General features: G+C 45.3%; 16 protein-coding genes and 1 riboswitch. Of the genes, 6 read left to right on the top strand and 10 right to left on the bottom strand.

The annotated features are described in order from the left end of the window. Window positions 1-212: 212 nt before the first annotated feature. The 4 genes from MSG35_RS23690 (at window position 213) to MSG35_RS23675 (ending at window position 2,622) form a co-directional block, all read left to right on the top strand. On the top strand, window positions 213-473 hold the full coding sequence (locus MSG35_RS23690; RefSeq protein WP_004736650.1) for a DUF2282 domain-containing protein: 261 nt from the start codon (window positions 213-215) through the stop codon (window positions 471-473). A gap of 64 nt (window positions 474-537) precedes the next feature. Beyond that, complete coding sequence (locus MSG35_RS23685; RefSeq protein ID WP_248385150.1) at window positions 538-1,398, top strand: DUF692 domain-containing protein; 861 nt, start codon at window positions 538-540, stop codon at window positions 1,396-1,398. Further along, the gene (locus MSG35_RS23680; protein WP_248385148.1) at window positions 1,395-2,162 is read left to right on the top strand and encodes a DNA-binding domain-containing protein; all 768 of its coding nucleotides are present in this window, start codon (window positions 1,395-1,397) and stop codon (window positions 2,160-2,162) included. The genes MSG35_RS23685 and MSG35_RS23680 overlap by 4 nt, the downstream gene beginning before the upstream one ends. Window position 2,163: 1 nt before the next feature. Further along, on the top strand, window positions 2,164-2,622 hold the full coding sequence (locus MSG35_RS23675; RefSeq protein WP_248385146.1) for a DoxX family protein: 459 nt from the start codon (window positions 2,164-2,166) through the stop codon (window positions 2,620-2,622). 84 nt (window positions 2,623-2,706) lie between these two features. Here MSG35_RS23675 and MSG35_RS23670 read toward each other — a convergent pair whose 3' ends face one another. Both MSG35_RS23670 and MSG35_RS23665 read right to left on the bottom strand, forming a co-directional pair. Next, a complete protein-coding gene (locus MSG35_RS23670; RefSeq protein WP_009848181.1) occupies window positions 2,707-2,988 on the bottom strand; it encodes a hypothetical protein in 282 nt (93 codons plus the stop codon). Window positions 2,989-3,090: 102 nt separating this feature from the next. Continuing rightward, the gene (locus MSG35_RS23665) at window positions 3,091-4,290 is read right to left on the bottom strand and encodes a multidrug effflux MFS transporter (protein ID WP_041473010.1); all 1,200 of its coding nucleotides are present in this window, start codon (window positions 4,288-4,290) and stop codon (window positions 3,091-3,093) included. Between the two features lie 101 nt (window positions 4,291-4,391). Between MSG35_RS23665 and MSG35_RS23660 the strand changes: the two genes are divergently transcribed. After that, on the top strand, window positions 4,392-5,333 hold the full coding sequence (locus MSG35_RS23660; protein ID WP_012605070.1) for a LysR family transcriptional regulator: 942 nt from the start codon (window positions 4,392-4,394) through the stop codon (window positions 5,331-5,333). A gap of 122 nt (window positions 5,334-5,455) precedes the next feature. Then, window positions 5,456-7,246, top strand: coding sequence for an aminopeptidase P family protein (locus MSG35_RS23655; RefSeq protein ID WP_248385144.1), 1,791 nt, complete (start codon window positions 5,456-5,458; stop codon window positions 7,244-7,246). A gap of 121 nt (window positions 7,247-7,367) precedes the next feature. Here the strand turns inward: MSG35_RS23655 and thiH are convergent, their stop codons facing one another. The 8 genes from thiH to MSG35_RS23615 form a co-directional block, all read right to left on the bottom strand. Beyond that, a complete protein-coding gene (thiH, locus tag MSG35_RS23650) occupies window positions 7,368-8,480 on the bottom strand; it encodes a 2-iminoacetate synthase ThiH (protein ID WP_017061318.1) in 1,113 nt (370 codons plus the stop codon). Window positions 8,481-8,487: 7 nt separating this feature from the next. Then, the gene (locus MSG35_RS23645) at window positions 8,488-9,252 is read right to left on the bottom strand and encodes a thiazole synthase (protein ID WP_065677097.1); all 765 of its coding nucleotides are present in this window, start codon (window positions 9,250-9,252) and stop codon (window positions 8,488-8,490) included. A gap of 2 nt (window positions 9,253-9,254) precedes the next feature. Beyond that, on the bottom strand, window positions 9,255-9,464 hold the full coding sequence (gene thiS / locus MSG35_RS23640) for a sulfur carrier protein ThiS (protein WP_048610390.1): 210 nt from the start codon (window positions 9,462-9,464) through the stop codon (window positions 9,255-9,257). Beyond that, window positions 9,461-10,243 (bottom strand): HesA/MoeB/ThiF family protein, encoded by a 783-nt coding sequence (locus MSG35_RS23635; protein ID WP_081231237.1) that lies wholly within the window; start codon window positions 10,241-10,243, stop codon window positions 9,461-9,463. Before MSG35_RS23635 ends, thiS begins: the two co-directional genes overlap by 4 nt. Next, on the bottom strand, window positions 10,233-11,525 hold the full coding sequence (locus MSG35_RS23630; RefSeq protein ID WP_248385141.1) for a thiamine phosphate synthase: 1,293 nt from the start codon (window positions 11,523-11,525) through the stop codon (window positions 10,233-10,235). Before MSG35_RS23630 ends, MSG35_RS23635 begins: the two co-directional genes overlap by 11 nt. Then, window positions 11,525-13,474: a phosphomethylpyrimidine synthase ThiC gene (gene thiC / locus MSG35_RS23625; RefSeq protein WP_248385139.1), complete on the bottom strand. Its 1,950-nt coding sequence runs from the start codon at window positions 13,472-13,474 to the stop codon at window positions 11,525-11,527. Before thiC ends, MSG35_RS23630 begins: the two co-directional genes overlap by 1 nt. 130 nt (window positions 13,475-13,604) lie before the next feature. Further along, window positions 13,605-13,703: riboswitch (TPP riboswitch) on the bottom strand. A 62-nt stretch (window positions 13,704-13,765) separates the two neighbouring features. After that, window positions 13,766-14,149: a fluoride efflux transporter CrcB gene (gene crcB, locus MSG35_RS23620; protein WP_004736665.1), complete on the bottom strand. Its 384-nt coding sequence runs from the start codon at window positions 14,147-14,149 to the stop codon at window positions 13,766-13,768. 100 nt (window positions 14,150-14,249) lie between these two features. Next, entirely contained in the window at window positions 14,250-15,632 is a 1,383-nt protein-coding gene (locus MSG35_RS23615; protein ID WP_248385136.1) for a multicopper oxidase family protein, read from the bottom strand. Window positions 15,633-16,128: the final 496 nt, after the last annotated feature.

Here is a 16,128-nt window from a genome sequence, read left to right as displayed (position 1 = left end):
CACTAGGCTGCGTTTAGGATAATAAGAAGAAAAAACAATCAAAAATTAACATCATAAATTCAGTAACTTAAAAGATAAAACATCATTAATATTGATATTTTTTATAATGCCGTGAAATTATTTCCCGGTTGTTCCTATCCTTTTTAGTAAGCAAGTTAACAATCCATTAACCTGCGATATCAAAATACTATTAAGTCCTAGAGGGAATGACTATGAAAAATTCTAATCTTGCTGTTACAGCTGCAATCACAAGTGTACTAGCGTTCGGCGGTGCAGTTCTTACATCAGCACCTGCGGAAGCAGCAGCAAAAGAAAAATGCTACGGCGTGGCAAAAGCTGGCCAAAATGATTGTGCAACCAAAACAAGCTCATGTGCGGGTACAGCAAAAGAAGACAACCAATCCGATGCATTCGTAGTCGTACCTAAAGGACTATGTGGCAAATTATCAGGTGGTAACACTCAATCATCATAATTGAGCTGCTTAGTATGGTGAGCTGACACTCAGCTCACCTCCACTTCTTGTTAGGAGAATCGTTGTGACTCAAACTCTTCACCCCAACGCAGGGGTTGGCCTTAGAACACCGCACTTGGACTTCTTTAGCCAAAATCCAGCCTTAGTAAGTTGGTTAGAAGTTCACAGCGAGAACTACTTCTTAGCTCAATCACCACAGCGCCAACAACTCAGAGAAATTCGTCACGCACACCACATCAGTTGTCACGGTGTTGGGTTGTCGCTAGGTTCTGTTGAGCGCATCAATCAACATCATCTTGTGCAGTTAAAAGATCTCATTGATGATATCGAACCCTTCTTAGTTTCTGATCATCTCAGTTGGAGTCAGACTGGTGGTCATTACTTCAATGACTTGTTACCGCTGCCTTATACCGAAGAAGCGCTAGAGGTCTTTTGTCGCAATGTCATCGAGGTACAAGATAGCCTGCAATGCCCTATGCTGATTGAGAACCCATCGAGCTACCTTGCCTTCAAGCATTCAACCATCCCAGAGTGGGAATTTTTAGCCGAGGTACAGAAGCGCACTGAGTGTCGCCTACTGCTCGATTTCAATAATATTTTTGTATCATCCTTTAATCATGGCTTCAGCTGTGAAGAGTATCTAAGTGGAATACCGGCAGACAAAGTGGAAGAGATTCACTTGGCAGGTTTCACGAAGAAGAAACTCGAACAAGGTGAGATATGGATAGACACCCATAGTAAGCCAGTCTGCGATGAAGTGTGGCAACTTTACACCCAATGGATACAGCAACACGGTTCGCGCCATACCTTGATTGAGTGGGATCTAGATATCCCAGAGCCACAAGTTTTATTGTCTGAAGCAACCAAAGCCAGTGACATCTTGTATCAACACGACAAGTTCATTCAAAGGAGTCGCGCCTCATGAGCCACTCTTTAGCTGATGTTCAATCGGAATTTGCTAACGCCCTACGCTACCAAAACAGTGGTGAGCACTGCGATATAGTGAGCGACCATTTTACCGATGAACAGCGAATCCAGATTTACCGCAATAACTTTGTGATCAGCTTAAGCGAAGTACTCGCTGCAACTTACCCACTCACCGAGATGTTAGTTGGTGAAGAGTGCTTCCAACAAATGGCTCGTCAACATGTCTTAAGTTATCCATCAACCTCTGGTGATATCAGTGGTTACGGTGAACACTTTGAACAAACCATACAAGCCTTTCCTGCCGTTATTGAGGCTGCACCTTACCTCTGTGAAGTGGCTTTGTATGAATGGCAAAAAGACAGCTTGATGAGGTGCGTTTCAGAATCAAAAGTCGACCAACATCCTCTTGCTGGTTTAGCTGATGTGCCACCAGAGCAACAAGGCGCTTTAGTCTTTCATCTAAAAGATTCAATAACGCTAATTAATTCTAGCTATACGATTATCGCGCTTGAGCAGGCTATCTATCAGCAACAACTCGATGGGTTAGACATCAACCAACCTGAATTTGGGGTGTTAATCCGAGCGGAAAATTCACAGATTGAGAGCCATAGTTTGACGCAAGAAAGCCACCAACTATTAACCGAATTTCAATCGGGTCAAACGCTCTCAGCGATAGACCCTTTACTACTACAACATCTGAATACTGTCATGGCACTGAACGTCATCTCAGGCTTTTCAATCAATGCCGAATTGGAGACATAATATGGATAACAACACAGTCACGAACATGATGGCTCAATACGACAGTTTGATTGAGAAATCACAGGCACTTTTTGTTCCCGTACTACTTCTGTTTTGTCGCCTATGGGTGGCGTGGATCTTCTTTAATTCAGGACTCACCAAAATAGCCACTTGGGATAGCACCCTTTACTTGTTTGAATTGGAATACCAAGTGCCTCTTTTGCCTTGGGAATTGGCCGCTTACATGGGTACCGCAGCTGAATTGATTCTGCCGGTATTCTTAGCGCTTGGTTTATTAACACGACCTATGGCAGCGGTGCTGTTCGTATTCAATATCATTGCAGTCGTGTCTTACCCAGTATTATGGGCGCAAGGCTTCTATGATCATCAGTTGTGGGGATTAATGATTCTTATCGTTGTCGTGTGGGGCGCCGGGCCATTCTCACTTGATAGAATTTTGAAAGCGCAGTTTAGAGGTTAGAACGAACTTTTATTCGCACTAAATTGATATACCCCAAACGCAAAAAACCACTCAATTGAGTGGTTTCTTTTTAACTGGGATAAACTACTTATTCAGAAAAGCTTGTAGCTCTTCAGCAGAGATACCTTGCTCGGCTAGCTCTTTTGCTAGTAGCTGAACCTGCTCACCCTTACGAGACTCTACCACACGCTGAAATTGGTAAATGATGTCTCGTAAAGTATCGATTGGAACTTGTTTTGCCGCACTGCGAATACGCTCTTCACTTTGGTTGCCTAGCTCTTTAAGCAGTTTACCAAACATGACCTTTTCAGGTGCATCTTCCATTTGTTCTAAGACGCGCGCCATTTCGTAGGTTGTTAATGACATTACAGTATTTTCCGTTGGGGACTAACGTTTCAATGAGTGACAAATATACCATGTTTTAACGTTTCGCAAACCGCCATTTGTATATTTTGTCACCCTTGAGACTTACGCCTTAGCAAACGTCGTGTGCCACGACTTGCCTGCTTTACTCGCAAGCACTAACAATGCTGGAACAATAAGGAACATTTGCAGCGCGATCATCACTTGAGACGTTAAATCAAGGCGTTGCATGGTACCAACAAGCAGCCCTGAACCACTCATTTGGAACAAGCCAAGCAGTGCAGCAGCTGTGCCAGCACGGTCACCGAAAGGTTCAAGAGCCTTACCAGCAGCAGCACCGAGAATCCAAGCAAAACCCACTGAAGACAAGAAGATTGGCAGCATGAATGCGATTGGGCTAGCGTGTTCTGCAAGCACTAACATAATCACGCCCGCTAAACCTAGCGTTGAGATACCAACGACCAGTGCTTTATAGGTACCAAAGCGGTCCATAAATTTAGGTGCAGTAAACGCAGCTGCAATGTTGATGGCCGCATTAACACCAAACCAGAAAGTAAACTCTTTCATGGTCAGGCCTAGGTTTTCCATCAACACAACTGGTGCAGAGGTTACATAAGCGAGGATGACCGCCATCGCCATCAGACACAAAGTTGCGTGGAAAAGGAATGATGGTGTTTTCAATACTGACCAGTATCGTTCAAGCTTGAACACTGCAACCTTTTCTGTCGCAGGGTTAGACTCTTTCATTTGGAAGAATAAGATAGTGCCAACAACGACTGCGAAGCCTGCCATAAAGCTAAAGTTCGAACGCCAACCAAATTGATGAGTTAACCAAGCGCCAAGAATGGGTGCCAAAGCAGGAATAAAACAGATTGCACCATTAAGGTAGCTGATCATACGGCCACTCTTCTCTGGACCAAATAGATCGCGAACCGTTGCAAAGGCTGCTACAGAAGTCGCACAAGCTCCTAAGCCTTGTAGCAGCCGAGCCATTAGCATCATATCAATCGATTGAGCTGCCCACGCCAAGCAAGCACTCAATGCATAGATACTAACACCTCCCAATGCAACGGTTCGACGTCCTAACTTATCAGCCAAAGGGCCAGCAAATAATTGCCCGACACCCATGGCGAATAAAAACCAGGTAATCGTATCTTGTGCTAGTGCATGTTCCACGTGAAACGCTGTCGAAATTTGTGGCAGAGCTGGTAGATAGATATCAATAGCCAAAGGGCTAAATAGAACCAACATTGCCAATAAAGCAACCTGCAGTTTACTAGGGGTTGGAAGCGCGTTAGAAGGCACAAGATTCTCCGAATGAGTTAATTTAGGTGCATAATAACCAACTAAAGATATGAACAAAAATGGCATATACTCATTAGCATTATTCCAATTAGGAAACTCACATGAATATTGAGAAACTATCGCGCCTCGACTTAAACCTACTGGTTTGCTTACAGGTGCTGATGGAAGAGCTAAGCGTCACGCGTACCGCACATCGATTGTGTCTGAGCCAATCGGCTGTGAGTAAATCGCTAGCCAAGCTTCGTGAACAATTTAACGATCCCCTTTTCACGCGAAGTGCACATGGCCTGCGACCAACACCGAAAGCGGTTTTCCTTAAGCCTCGCTTAGAAACGTTAATCAACCAACTTGATGTGCTTACTCAGCCTGAGACATTCATTCCCAATAACAGCGACCACAGCTTTCACATCGCTGCTGTTGAGAGTGTTTACCCACTGATTCTTCCGCACTTCTTACCGGCAATATTTCGCCAAGCACCTAAGGTCAATATCAACACCCACGCGTGGACCGAACAAACCTTCAAGAAGCTACAGCTTGGCGAACTAGATATCGGACTCACTGGCAAAGACATCGACATCAACGATGCGCGTTTAACTATGCTGCCGCCAGACGACATTTGCGAACAAGAGATCTACCGCGATGCACAGATGTGTGTACTAAGACGCAACCACCCTGCTCTGAGTGGTAAATGGGATCTGGAAACCTACCTTGCGCAGCGTCATGTACAAGTAAGGTGTGATGGTAACGACCGCTGGCTGCTCGACTACAAACTGGCTGATCTTGGCCATCAACGTGATATCGCTATTTCTGTTCCAGACTTCAATAGCGCCGCAAGCCTGTGTACTTACACCGACTTTGTGTTTACCGCACCAAGCCACTTTACTTACCTCGTCGCTAAGCAGCTCGACTTAGTGGTTGTTCCTTTGCCAATGGAATTCCCACCGATGGCATACACTTTGTTTTGGCACCGTGACAGAGAAAATGACCCAGCCTTAACTTGGTTGCGAGATATCATCAAAGAAAAAACTCTGCACCTTAGATAAAAATGGCGTACAGCGTTTGCAGCAAACGAACAAAAGCGCTAGCTTATTGACCTAATAAGTCCCCTCGCATGTATATCGACTGTGAGTGTTAACAAGGACCCTAACAATAAGGATAAACACAGATGCACAATATCACTGCTGAACGCGTTGCTGCAGTTCGAGCTTGGCTTGAAACAAACAACCTAGATGCCGTTATCATTCCACATGAAGACGAATATCTAGGTGAATACGTTCCCGCTCATAACGAGCGACTTCACTGGTTAACAGGTTTCACTGGCTCTGCAGGTGCCGCTGTTATCACTCGTGAAACTGCTGCTATTTTTGTAGATGGTCGCTACACCGTCCAGGTTCGTAAGCAGGTACCAGCAGAGTTATTTGAGTATCGCCACCTTATTGAAGAGCCGGCTTTAGATTGGATCATCAATTCATTGCCACAAGGCAGCAAGGTTGCCTTCGACCCACGCATGCACACTGCAGCTTGGTTGAAAGGTGCCCAAGCTAAACTAGCAGAGAAAGTTGAGTTAACGACACTCTCTTCTAATCCAATTGATGAACTTTGGTCTGATCGCCCTGAACCTGTCGTGTCTGATGTTCGCCTAATGGCAACAGACGCCGTTGGCCAATCAAGCGAGAGCAAACGCGCGGAGATTGCTGGCTTACTAAAAGCAAAAGGTGCGGACGCCGCTATCCTTACCGAGCTAGACTCAATCTGTTGGTTGCTTAACATTCGTGGTTTAGACGTATCTCGCCTACCTGTTGTATTGTCTAATGCAATCATTCACGCTGATGAAAGCGTCGATTTCTTCCTAGACCCAGCACGCATCCCAGCAGGCTTTGAAGCACACGTTGGTAATGGTATTCGAGTTTCTCACCCATCAGAGCTTGAAGTGCGCCTTCAGTCTTTAGAAGGTAACAATGTGTCTGTCGATTCAGGCACGAGTAATGCTTGGTACACGCTTGTTCTGCAAAACGCTGGCGCTCACATCATTGAAGCAGCAGACCCATGCCTAATGCCAAAAGCTGCTAAAAACGCAACTGAGATTGCAGGTATGAAAGCGTGTCACATTCGAGATGGCGTGGCGATGGCGAAATTTCTATCCTGGATTGATGCAGAAGTCGCGCAAGGTAATCTGCACAACGAAGCTGTGCTAGCAGACAAAGTACAATCATTCCGCGAGCAAGACCCAACGCTGATGGACCTAAGTTTTGACACAATTTCAGCAGCAGGCGGCAACGCAGCAATGTGTCACTACAACCACGAGAACCAACCTGAACCAGGTCAGTTAGAGATGAATACTCTTTACCTAGTCGATTCAGGCGGTCAGTACCTAGACGGCACAACCGACATCACTCGTACTATCGCGATTGGCCAGCCAAGCGACGAAATGATCCAGCAGTTCACGTTAGCGCTTAAAGGTCACATCGGCATTGCACGTGCACGTTTCCCACAGGGTACTCGTGGTTTCCAACTTGATATTCTAGCTCGCCAACACTTATGGGCAGAAGGCTTCGACTACGACCACGGTACTGGTCACGGTGTAGGTCATTTCCTAAGTGTTCATGAAGGACCGCAAAGCATCTCTAAGAAGCTGATCGACGTACCTCTAGTTGAAGGTATGGTGTTATCGAACGAGCCGGGTTACTACCGTGCTGATGAATTTGGTATCCGCATCGAAAACCTAGAGCTCGTGGTTGAACTTCCAACTCAAGGTGATTTCTCAGTACTAACCTTTGAGTCTCTAACACGTTGCCCTATCGATAAGCGCAACATCAATGTTGATTTGCTAACTCGACCTGAACTGGCATGGCTGAACGACTACCATCAGAAAGTTTGGAACGACGTTAGCCCATTAGTTGAAGGTGATACATTGGAATGGTTACGCCAATCAACCACTCCACTTGCTCATGCTTAATGCTTAATGCTTAGCTAATTCAAACTTAATGAAATGAAAAACGGCTACCTTAGGGTAGCCGTTTTTATTTGTCGATTTAACTTCGTCGATGTTTCACGTGGAACATCAATCTATGTGTTCGCTAACCAGAGTAAGCACTGTGCCAGTCTCGCCACACAGGATCAAAACCACGTTGACGAATCATTGACTCAACATCAGCAGCACTTCGCTCATCACTTATTTCAAATTGCTCGAGTTCTTCTTCATCAGAAGCATAACCACCAGGCTGGGTTTTAGACGCAGCCGACATACTGGTGATTCCCAATGGCAACACATTGTCGCGGAAAGCTGCAGACTCACGAGTCGAGAGAGACAATTCAACCTCAGGGTTTAATAAGCGATAGGCACAGATAAGTTGAACCAACTGTTTATCACTCATAATAGATTTAGGCTGCAAACCACCCTCACACGGACGAAGACGTGGGAATGAAATCGAGTAACGTGTTTGCCAATAGGTACGCTCAAGATAGTCTAAGTGAGCGGCCACGAAGAAGCAGTCGGTACGCCAATCTTCCAAGCCAATCAAAGCGCCAATACCTATCTTATCAATACCCGCTTTTGCCAAACGATCGGGCGTTTCAAGCCGGTATTCAAAATCCATTTTATTGCCACGCAAGTGGTGTTCCGCGTAGGTACTTGGGCTATACGTTTCTTGGTAAACCATCACTGCATCTAAGCCGAGAGTTTTAAGCTCTGCGTAGTCATCTTGATCAAGCGGCTGCACTTCCATCGCAAGATAGTTAAATTGTGCCTTAATATTCGGTAGCACTTCACGGAAGTACTTCATCCCGACCTTGGTTTCATGTTCACCAGTCACCAACAGTACACTATCAAACTTCATCTTTTTGATAGCGGCACTTTCAGCATCGATTTCATCCAAAGTAAGTGTACGACGCTTAATGCGGTTCTCCATTGAGAAACCACAATACGTGCACGCATTCGCACATAAGTTTGAGAGGTACAATGGAATATACAACGACATTGTATTGCCGAATCGCTTGCGTGTTAGTGCCAATGATTGTTGCGCCATCTGCTCTAAGTAAGGTTCTGCTGCCGGAGAGATAAGAGCCTTAAAGTCTTCCAAGTCGCGTTTAGGTTTACTCAGAGCACGCTCAACATCCGCCGCCGTTTTACTGAAGATAGACATACCAATGTCATCCCAGTTGAGCTGTTTAAATCGATCAACAAACGTCATAGGGACACTACTCGTCTAGAAATGAAGTTAGCGGACTAGAAGCAACCGCGTGAGACACCTGACCAGCGAGACCAGAAAGGTAAGCCATACGGCCAGCTTCAACTGCCAGTTTAAAAGCAATCGCCATATCAACGGGTTGTTGAGAAGCCGCAATCGCAGTATTAACTAACACGGCATCCGCGCCCATTTCCATTGCACGAGCAGCATGAGATGGCGCACCAATACCAGCGTCAACAATCACAGGGACGTTCGCTTGGTCGATAATAATCTCTAAGAAGTCTGCTGAAGCAATACCTTTGTTCGACCCAATCGGCGCACCTAACGGCATAACCGCAGCACAACCCACCTCTTCCAATCGTTTACACAACACAGGGTCAGCATGACAGTAAGGCAACACAACAAAGCCATCTTTAACCAGTTGCTCAGCCGCTTTTAATGTCTCAATTGGGTCTGGCATCAAATACTTTGGATCTGGGTGAATTTCCAGTTTGAGCCAATTTGTGCCTAGCGCTTCGCGAGCCAAGTGCGCAGCAAAGATGGCATCCTTCGCGTTCTTAGCCCCAGAGGTATTTGGTAATAAGTTCACGCCAGCATCAATGATCGGCTGTAAAATATCATCTTGCTCAGAGCGAATATCAACTCTTTTCAACGCCATGGTTGCCAGTTGAGAACCGGAAGCTTCGATAGCGCTCGCCATCAAGTACTTATTCGCGAACTTACCCGTTCCAGTGAAGAGTCGTGATTGAAACGTTTTATCTGCGATAGTTAACATGGTTAGCCTCCTGCAATGGCTTGGAAAAGAGAAATAGCATCGCCTTCATTGACGACCGTTTGTTGCCACTGACTACGCGGGACAACCGCATTATTGATAGCAAATACACAGCCCAGATCGGGTAGTGAAAGCGCTTGGATGATATCCGCTAGAGACGACGATTGTGCAACCTGTTCTGGTTGCTCATTGATAGAGATCGTTATGTTGCTCATTGGGTTTCTTCCTCTAAATAGTTAACTGTAGATGTGCAGCAAACGGGACATTCACTATCTTGAGTGACACTTAAGTTTTGCCAGTTCATCGTCTGACCATCAAACAGTTTGAGCTGATGTGTTGCGACTTGGAACTCGCCAGTACTAATGCGCTGAATCGCAGCCAGTGCTTGGAGGTTGCCTATGGTGCCAACGACTGGGCCGATGATGCCGCTATCGCTACAACGTGTCGTTTTCGGATGGTGACTGAACGGGAATAAACAGTGATAGCACCCTTTCTGCTTCTGATAATCAAAGACAATAAACTGCCCCTTCCAGCCAATCGCTGAACCAGAAATCAGAGGCGTTCTACTGCCGAAACATGCTTGGTTAACCTGCTGACGTGACTCAAAGTTGTCAGTACAATCCAACACCAAATCAGCAAGCATCACCTCAAGATCAAGTTGGCTTTGAGTCATTCGCTTATTGATGGTTCTCACTTGGCTTCGACCATTAAGCTCGCTCAGTTGTTGCTTCAGAGCTTCAACCTTAGGTGAACCTAACTGACTTTCCTTGAACGCTACCTGTCGTTGCAGGTTGGACGAGTCCACACAGTCATCATCAACCAATACGATTTTCCCGATACCGGAAGCCGCAAGATAGAGAGCTGCAGCATTGCCTAAGCCACCACAACCGATGACCAACACATGGCTATCTAATAGATTGCGTTGCCCTTGCTCACCTACTTCAGGAAGTGCGAGTTGTCGTTGATAACGAATGAATTCGAAATCACTCAGCATGACTTAGCTCCTGAGTTACCTCATTAGCAGCACTTGTAGAACTGTCAGCCATTAATGCTTCGAAGAACTCAATCACTTGTTTTGGGTCTTCGGCTAACGTAATCGCACGCACAACAGCAAGGCTCGATACCCCACAACTCCACACCTGTGCAGCCGTCGACTGGTCAATTCCACCAATCGCAACCGTCGGATAACCGGTCAGTTCTTCTGTGTATGGGATAGTATCAATCAGCTGCTGATAGAGAGATAAACGCACAAGCCCTTGAGGCTTCGATGGCATCTGCTTAGTGGTGGTTGGGAAAATATGCCCCAGCGCAATATAGCTTGGGTTGATTTGCACAATACGTAGCAACTCGTAATAACCATGAGTCGATAGACCGATCTTAATACCAGCTTGGCTCAGTTGAGATAGGTTGGATTCTTCTATGTCCTCTTGTCCTAAATGAACACCAAAAGCATTATGTTTAAGTGCCAATTGCCAATAGTCATTGATAAAAACCTGAGCGTTGTGCTCTCTACCGAGTTTGATAGATCGTGCGATTTGTTGTTCTAAATCTGCTTGCTGTTGGTTCTTAATACGCAGTTGAACAGTGTTGATTCCAAGCTTGAATAGCCTTTCGATCCACTCAACATCATCAACCACTGGGTATAGCCCTAGGCTACTCTTACTCAGTTCAGGGAATGAGAGTGATGTTCCTTGGTGCGCCCAACCAACACTAATATCCAGTAGCTCATCTTCGAGAACGGGAATAGGAAAGTTTTGATAGTTTGCTGGCCATGTTCCACGTGAAACATTAGATGCTGCGCGAGCCAAAACCAGTGCATCTTCTAATGGGAACTCCAATGCCAACAAAGTAACTAACCAAGCAAAGTGGCCACTACTATCTAACTCCTGATGAGCTGGAGTTTCATTCCTGATAGCACGATTAGCATCTAGCTGTGACCAGAGATCCAATACAGCTGAGTCATCTAAGACACCGATATAGATAGTATTCGGAGTTTGTTCCAAGGCACAGCGGATATCAGCTAGCGCCACTGAATGACTGTAATCAACGATATGATCAAGCTCACTTGAGCGACACTCCGCCAATGAATCAACATCATGAGCAAAACCAATAGATAACGCTTGCTGAGCATCAACGATAGAGAAACATTTAGTTGGGCTTACACCCAACTCAACTGCATCGGTTGCCAAGCCCTGTCGCTTAGCAACCAATAGACAGCTTTGCACCTCTCCCGTTAGCTCAATATTTTGAGATGGGATAAGAATCTTCACTGTCATTATTCCTCTAATTGAGCTTCTTTTGCGCCTACTGCAGGATGATAAAGTTCAGAGCCAGTATCACGAAACTCTTGGGATTTCTGACGCATCCCTTCCAACGGGTTATCTAGCATCTTAATCTCGATAGCCTGATCAGCAGCCACTTGTTCAGTGTCTTTCGCGTACTCTCGAACTTCTTGAGAGATCTTCATTGAACAGAATTTAGGGCCACACATTGAGCAGAAATGAGCAACCTTGCCCGATTCTTGCGGTAAGGTTTCATCATGGAAAGAGCGCGCAGTTTCCGGATCAAGAGCTAGGTTGAATTGGTCTTCCCAACGGAATTCAAAACGTGCCTTTGATAAAGCGTTATCTCGGATTTGTGCACCCGGATGTCCTTTAGCCAAGTCTGCAGCGTGTGCAGCCAACTTGTAAGTAATCAGGCCAGTCTTTACATCTTCTTTATTTGGTAAGCCTAGATGCTCTTTAGGGGTTACATAACAGAGCATCGCACAGCCGTACCAACCAATCATGGCCGCGCCAATTCCAGAAGTAATATGGTCATAACCAGGGGCAATATCGGTAGTCAATGGACCTAAAGTATAGAAAGGTGCTTCATGGCAGTGCTCTAACTGCTCGTCCATGTTCTCTTTAATTAAGTGCATTGGCACATGTCCAGGACCTTCAATGATCACTTGCACGTCGTATTCCCAAGCAACCTTAGTCAACTCACCCAAAGTACGTAATTCGGAGAATTGAGCTTCATCATTGGCATCAGCAATCGAACCTGGACGTAGACCGTCACCTAATGACAGAGCGACATCGTACTTCGCACAGATCTCACAGATCTCACGGAAGTGGGTATAAAGGAAGCTTTCTTGGTGATGAGCAAGACACCATTTAGCGATGATAGAGCCGCCACGAGAGACAATACCAGTCACACGTTTAGCGGTCATAGGAACGTAGCGAAGCAATAAGCCTGCGTGGATAGTAAAGTAATCAACACCCTGCTCTGCTTGTTCAATCAAAGTATCGCGCATCACTTCCCAGTAAAGGTCTTCCGCAACGCCATTCACTTTTTCAAGCGCTTGATACATTGGAACTGTACCAATTGGTACTGGGCTATTACGTAGGATCCATTCGCGAGTCTCGTGAATATTACGACCGGTAGAAAGGTCCATCACGGTATCGCCACCCCAACGAGTCGACCATACTAGCTTCTCAACTTCTTCTTCAATCGAAGAGCTTACTGAAGAGTTACCGATATTAGCGTTCACTTTCACTAAGAAGTTTCGGCCAATAATCATCGGCTCGGATTCAGGGTGGTTAATGTTCGACGGAATGATAGCTCGGCCTTCAGCGACTTCTTTACGCACGAACTCAGGGGTGATTTCTTTCGGCAGGTTTGCGCCAAAGTTATGGCCAGGGTGTTGGTGGTTTAGCTGCTCATCAGCGAATTTCTGACGTCCCATGTTCTCACGTATCGCAATGTACTCCATCTCCGGAGTAATAATCCCCTGACGAGCATAGTGCAGCTGAGTAACACATTGATCGCCAGTCGCGCGACGAATTCTAGGCAGATTACCGTAACGAAGGTCGTCTAGAGTTTCATCTTCTAAACGTTCTTTGGTGTAAACAGAACTTACATCGTCTAACAGTTCTGTATCACCACGCTCTTCAATCCATTGCTCTCGTAACTTAGGAAGGCCACTGTAAAGGTCAATTTCGTGCGTAGGGTCAGTATAAACACCAGAGGTGTCGTAAACTTGAATGGGTTCATTAGGTTCGAATACAGGCTCTTTTTTGGTACCACCAACAAGGCTATCAGCGAGTGATATTTCTCGTACAGGGACTTGAATGTCCTCGCGAGATCCTTGGATATAAGCTTTTTTTGAATTTGGATAAGGTTGTACGGATAAAGAATCAATGAAATTCTTCGCTTCCAGTCTTGCTTGTTTACGACTCGACATAGCATTTTTCCTTGGCTTTTAGCCATTATTTATAGGGATAAAAATGCTTGACGGATAAGATGCTACAAGAGGGATCACAGCAAGAAAATACAGTTGTGATCTGGAGATAGATCTCTAGAAGGATTCTAGTTAGATATCTACTCTTGTTCCCTTCGCAGGTATTAGCCTGATCAGGTTCAACGGATCCCGAGTTAACGGTCTCAGCCATATGGCACTCCGACAAGTACGATCGAGTATATAAAAACGGCTTGGATAAACCAAGCCGAGTTGTTAACAAATCGTAAGAAAGTTTTAAGACTTTATCAGAAGTTGGAAGCCGATCCATGCGGCTGAAATACTGAGCACCACATTGAGCAGTACATTGAGCCCCATCTTGAAGAACGCACCCTGCTGCATAAGAAGCACGTTATCCATCGAAAACGTAGAAAATGTCGTCAGGGCTCCAAGGAAACCAAGACCGATAATTTGTCTCCACGGCTCCGTCGCAACCATCTCATTTTCAAACGCGGCGATGAGCAATCCCATAATCAAAGAGCCAATTACGTTAACAGTCAGCGTACCGTAAGGAAAACCACGCCCTAACATCACAACGCATAACTCTGAAATCAAGTAACGTGAACAAGCACCAAACGCGCCACCGATGGCGATAAAACCTAGAATAGATAACTGACCCATGAATCCTCCCAAACAATAATCCCTATATTCTAGCTTTAACGCCGACAAAAGCGAGGGTAGAAACTAAGAATGCATGCGCAAATATTAAACGTTACAGGTGTCACTTAACTTCAATATATCCCATCAAACCCGTTTTCATGTGTTCTATAACATGACAGTGATACATCCAGCGGCCAGGGTTGTCGGCTACAAATGCGGCTTTCGCTCGACCATTCTTTCCAAGTAACACTGTATCGGTATGGAAAGGCTCTTCAACTTTCTTCCCATCAAGTTCCAATACAGTGAATGTATGGCCGTGAATATGAATCGGGTGATGATATTGAGTGACGTTCTTAAGATCGAATATATAGGTTTTTCCCAGCTCTAAAGTCGCCAACGGTTCAGGGATATTATCTTTGCTCATCCCCTCCCATGCTCGTTTATTAGTTAGCCAAAACTTAGGCATAGATTTTCCATCTTTAGATACAGGAGAAACCGCCCCTTCCCATTCAAATAAAAAGTCGATTTCTTCTGCATTAGCCAAATCTAAATTGGGCACAGGATTAAGGGGTAAAGAAGGTAGAGAGCGATTCTCAATAAGGGTTGAATCTACAACCTCGAACTCACACAAAGAGAAAGGAAAGCGTCCTTTCATTTGAAGGACGCTCACTCGCCCACCTGCTTTGGGTGCTATCAATCCAATATCCACTCGCATCCCTGGGCCAATTTTATGTTGAGTCAGTTTATAAGGTGTTTTTACAGGGTTACCATCAATGGCAATCACCCATGCCTCAGCCCCTTCGACAGCAATAGGATAAGTGATCGTATTGTCGACATTAGCAATACGCAGCCTGGTCGTTGCATGTTGTTTTAACTGATAGACGGGCTCATGTATTCCATTAACGCTACTCCACTCTCCTGGCGTGCCCATGCGAGCGCTGAGTCGTGGGATCATTAAGTCTTTCCATTGGCCTTTCTTATCTATATGCCAATGTTTAAGCATCAGTGCGTGCTCTTCATCAAACTGCATTGGAATGCTCTCATCAACGATAATTAGACCAACCAAGCCCATACCAAGCTGCTTAACGCTGTTCATATGTGGGTGATACCAAAACGTGCCAGCATCTGGTGGCGTAAATTCATAAATGAATGTTTCACCTGGCATGATCGGTGGTTGGCTTAAGAAAGGTACTCCATCCATTCCGATAGGAATCCTTAAACCGTGCCAATGAATAGTCGTCGGTTCTGATAGCTTGTTGGTAAAACGGAGCGTTACCTTCTCCCCCTGGCGACATCGAATCACTGGTGCTGGAATCTGACCATTAAAGCCTAGAATATTAGTCTCAAACCCCGTCACGAGTTGAGCGGTTGAAGGCTCTGCCGTTAAGTCATAAACATACTTTCCTTGTTCATCAACCGACCGTTTCATTGAGCAAGCGGGCAGTACAGTGAGTGCAGATATAGCGAGAGATGATTGAATAAACTTACGACGGGAGATATCCATATTTGTTGCCTTTTAGTAATAACGACTAAAATGTAACAAAATATTGAGAACAGTTCTCATAAAGAAGCGTAGTTTGTGCTGTTGGTTGTTTATAAAAGAGGCTGGGATAAGTAAGCACTTACACTTTTAAGGCCAGGTTTTATTAAAAGCAGGAATTACCGACTAAAAATCGAACAAATATAAAGTAAAAAAACAGAACTTCTGCTGAGGCAATAATATGGCAAGGTGGAGGTTTCGTCCCAACATCCGCTATTTTGGTAAGTCGAGGGATCCGCTGCTCTGCTAATTGCGTATATTGGCTTCAGAAAGCAAAACGGCTCTAGCATTTCTGCTGAGGCTTCGTATATGGCAGGGGTTGAGAGATTAGACCGGGCTGGCGATCCAGCTCCCAACATTGCTTCGTAGAAGCAACAGATGCAAAAAAGGCTCTAGCATTTCTGCTAGAGCCTTAAATATGGCAGGGGTGGAGAGATTCGAACTCCCAACACGCGGATTT

It is taken from the genome of Vibrio sp. 1CM23M (assembly GCF_023161755.1).
In the GTDB taxonomy this organism is placed as follows: Bacteria; Pseudomonadota; Gammaproteobacteria; order Enterobacterales; family Vibrionaceae; genus Vibrio; species Vibrio coralliirubri.
The sequence above is the reverse complement of the archived record's forward strand: the minus strand, read 5'-3'. Positions and strand labels throughout refer to the sequence as shown.

Coding starts and splice junctions, on each gene's coding strand:
- MSG35_RS23680 (WP_248385148.1), top strand. CDS start 1,395: ATGAGCCACTCTTTAGCTGATGTTCAATCGGAATTTGCTAACGCCCTA.
- MSG35_RS23615 (WP_248385136.1), bottom strand. CDS start 15,632: ATGGATATCTCCCGTCGTAAGTTTATTCAATCATCTCTCGCTATATCT.
- MSG35_RS23675 (WP_248385146.1), top strand. CDS start 2,164: ATGGATAACAACACAGTCACGAACATGATGGCTCAATACGACAGTTTG.
- MSG35_RS23655 (WP_248385144.1), top strand. CDS start 5,456: ATGCACAATATCACTGCTGAACGCGTTGCTGCAGTTCGAGCTTGGCTT.
- MSG35_RS23630 (WP_248385141.1), bottom strand. CDS start 11,525: ATGACAGTGAAGATTCTTATCCCATCTCAAAATATTGAGCTAACGGGA.
- MSG35_RS23635 (WP_081231237.1), bottom strand. CDS start 10,243: ATGCTGAGTGATTTCGAATTCATTCGTTATCAACGACAACTCGCACTT.
- MSG35_RS23645 (WP_065677097.1), bottom strand. CDS start 9,252: ATGTTAACTATCGCAGATAAAACGTTTCAATCACGACTCTTCACTGGA.
- thiH (WP_017061318.1), bottom strand. CDS start 8,480: ATGACGTTTGTTGATCGATTTAAACAGCTCAACTGGGATGACATTGGT.
- crcB (WP_004736665.1), bottom strand. CDS start 14,149: ATGGGTCAGTTATCTATTCTAGGTTTTATCGCCATCGGTGGCGCGTTT.
- thiC (WP_248385139.1), bottom strand. CDS start 13,474: ATGTCGAGTCGTAAACAAGCAAGACTGGAAGCGAAGAATTTCATTGAT.
- thiS (WP_048610390.1), bottom strand. CDS start 9,464: ATGAGCAACATAACGATCTCTATCAATGAGCAACCAGAACAGGTTGCA.
- MSG35_RS23670 (WP_009848181.1), bottom strand. CDS start 2,988: ATGTCATTAACAACCTACGAAATGGCGCGCGTCTTAGAACAAATGGAA.
- MSG35_RS23660 (WP_012605070.1), top strand. CDS start 4,392: ATGAATATTGAGAAACTATCGCGCCTCGACTTAAACCTACTGGTTTGC.
- MSG35_RS23690 (WP_004736650.1), top strand. CDS start 213: ATGAAAAATTCTAATCTTGCTGTTACAGCTGCAATCACAAGTGTACTA.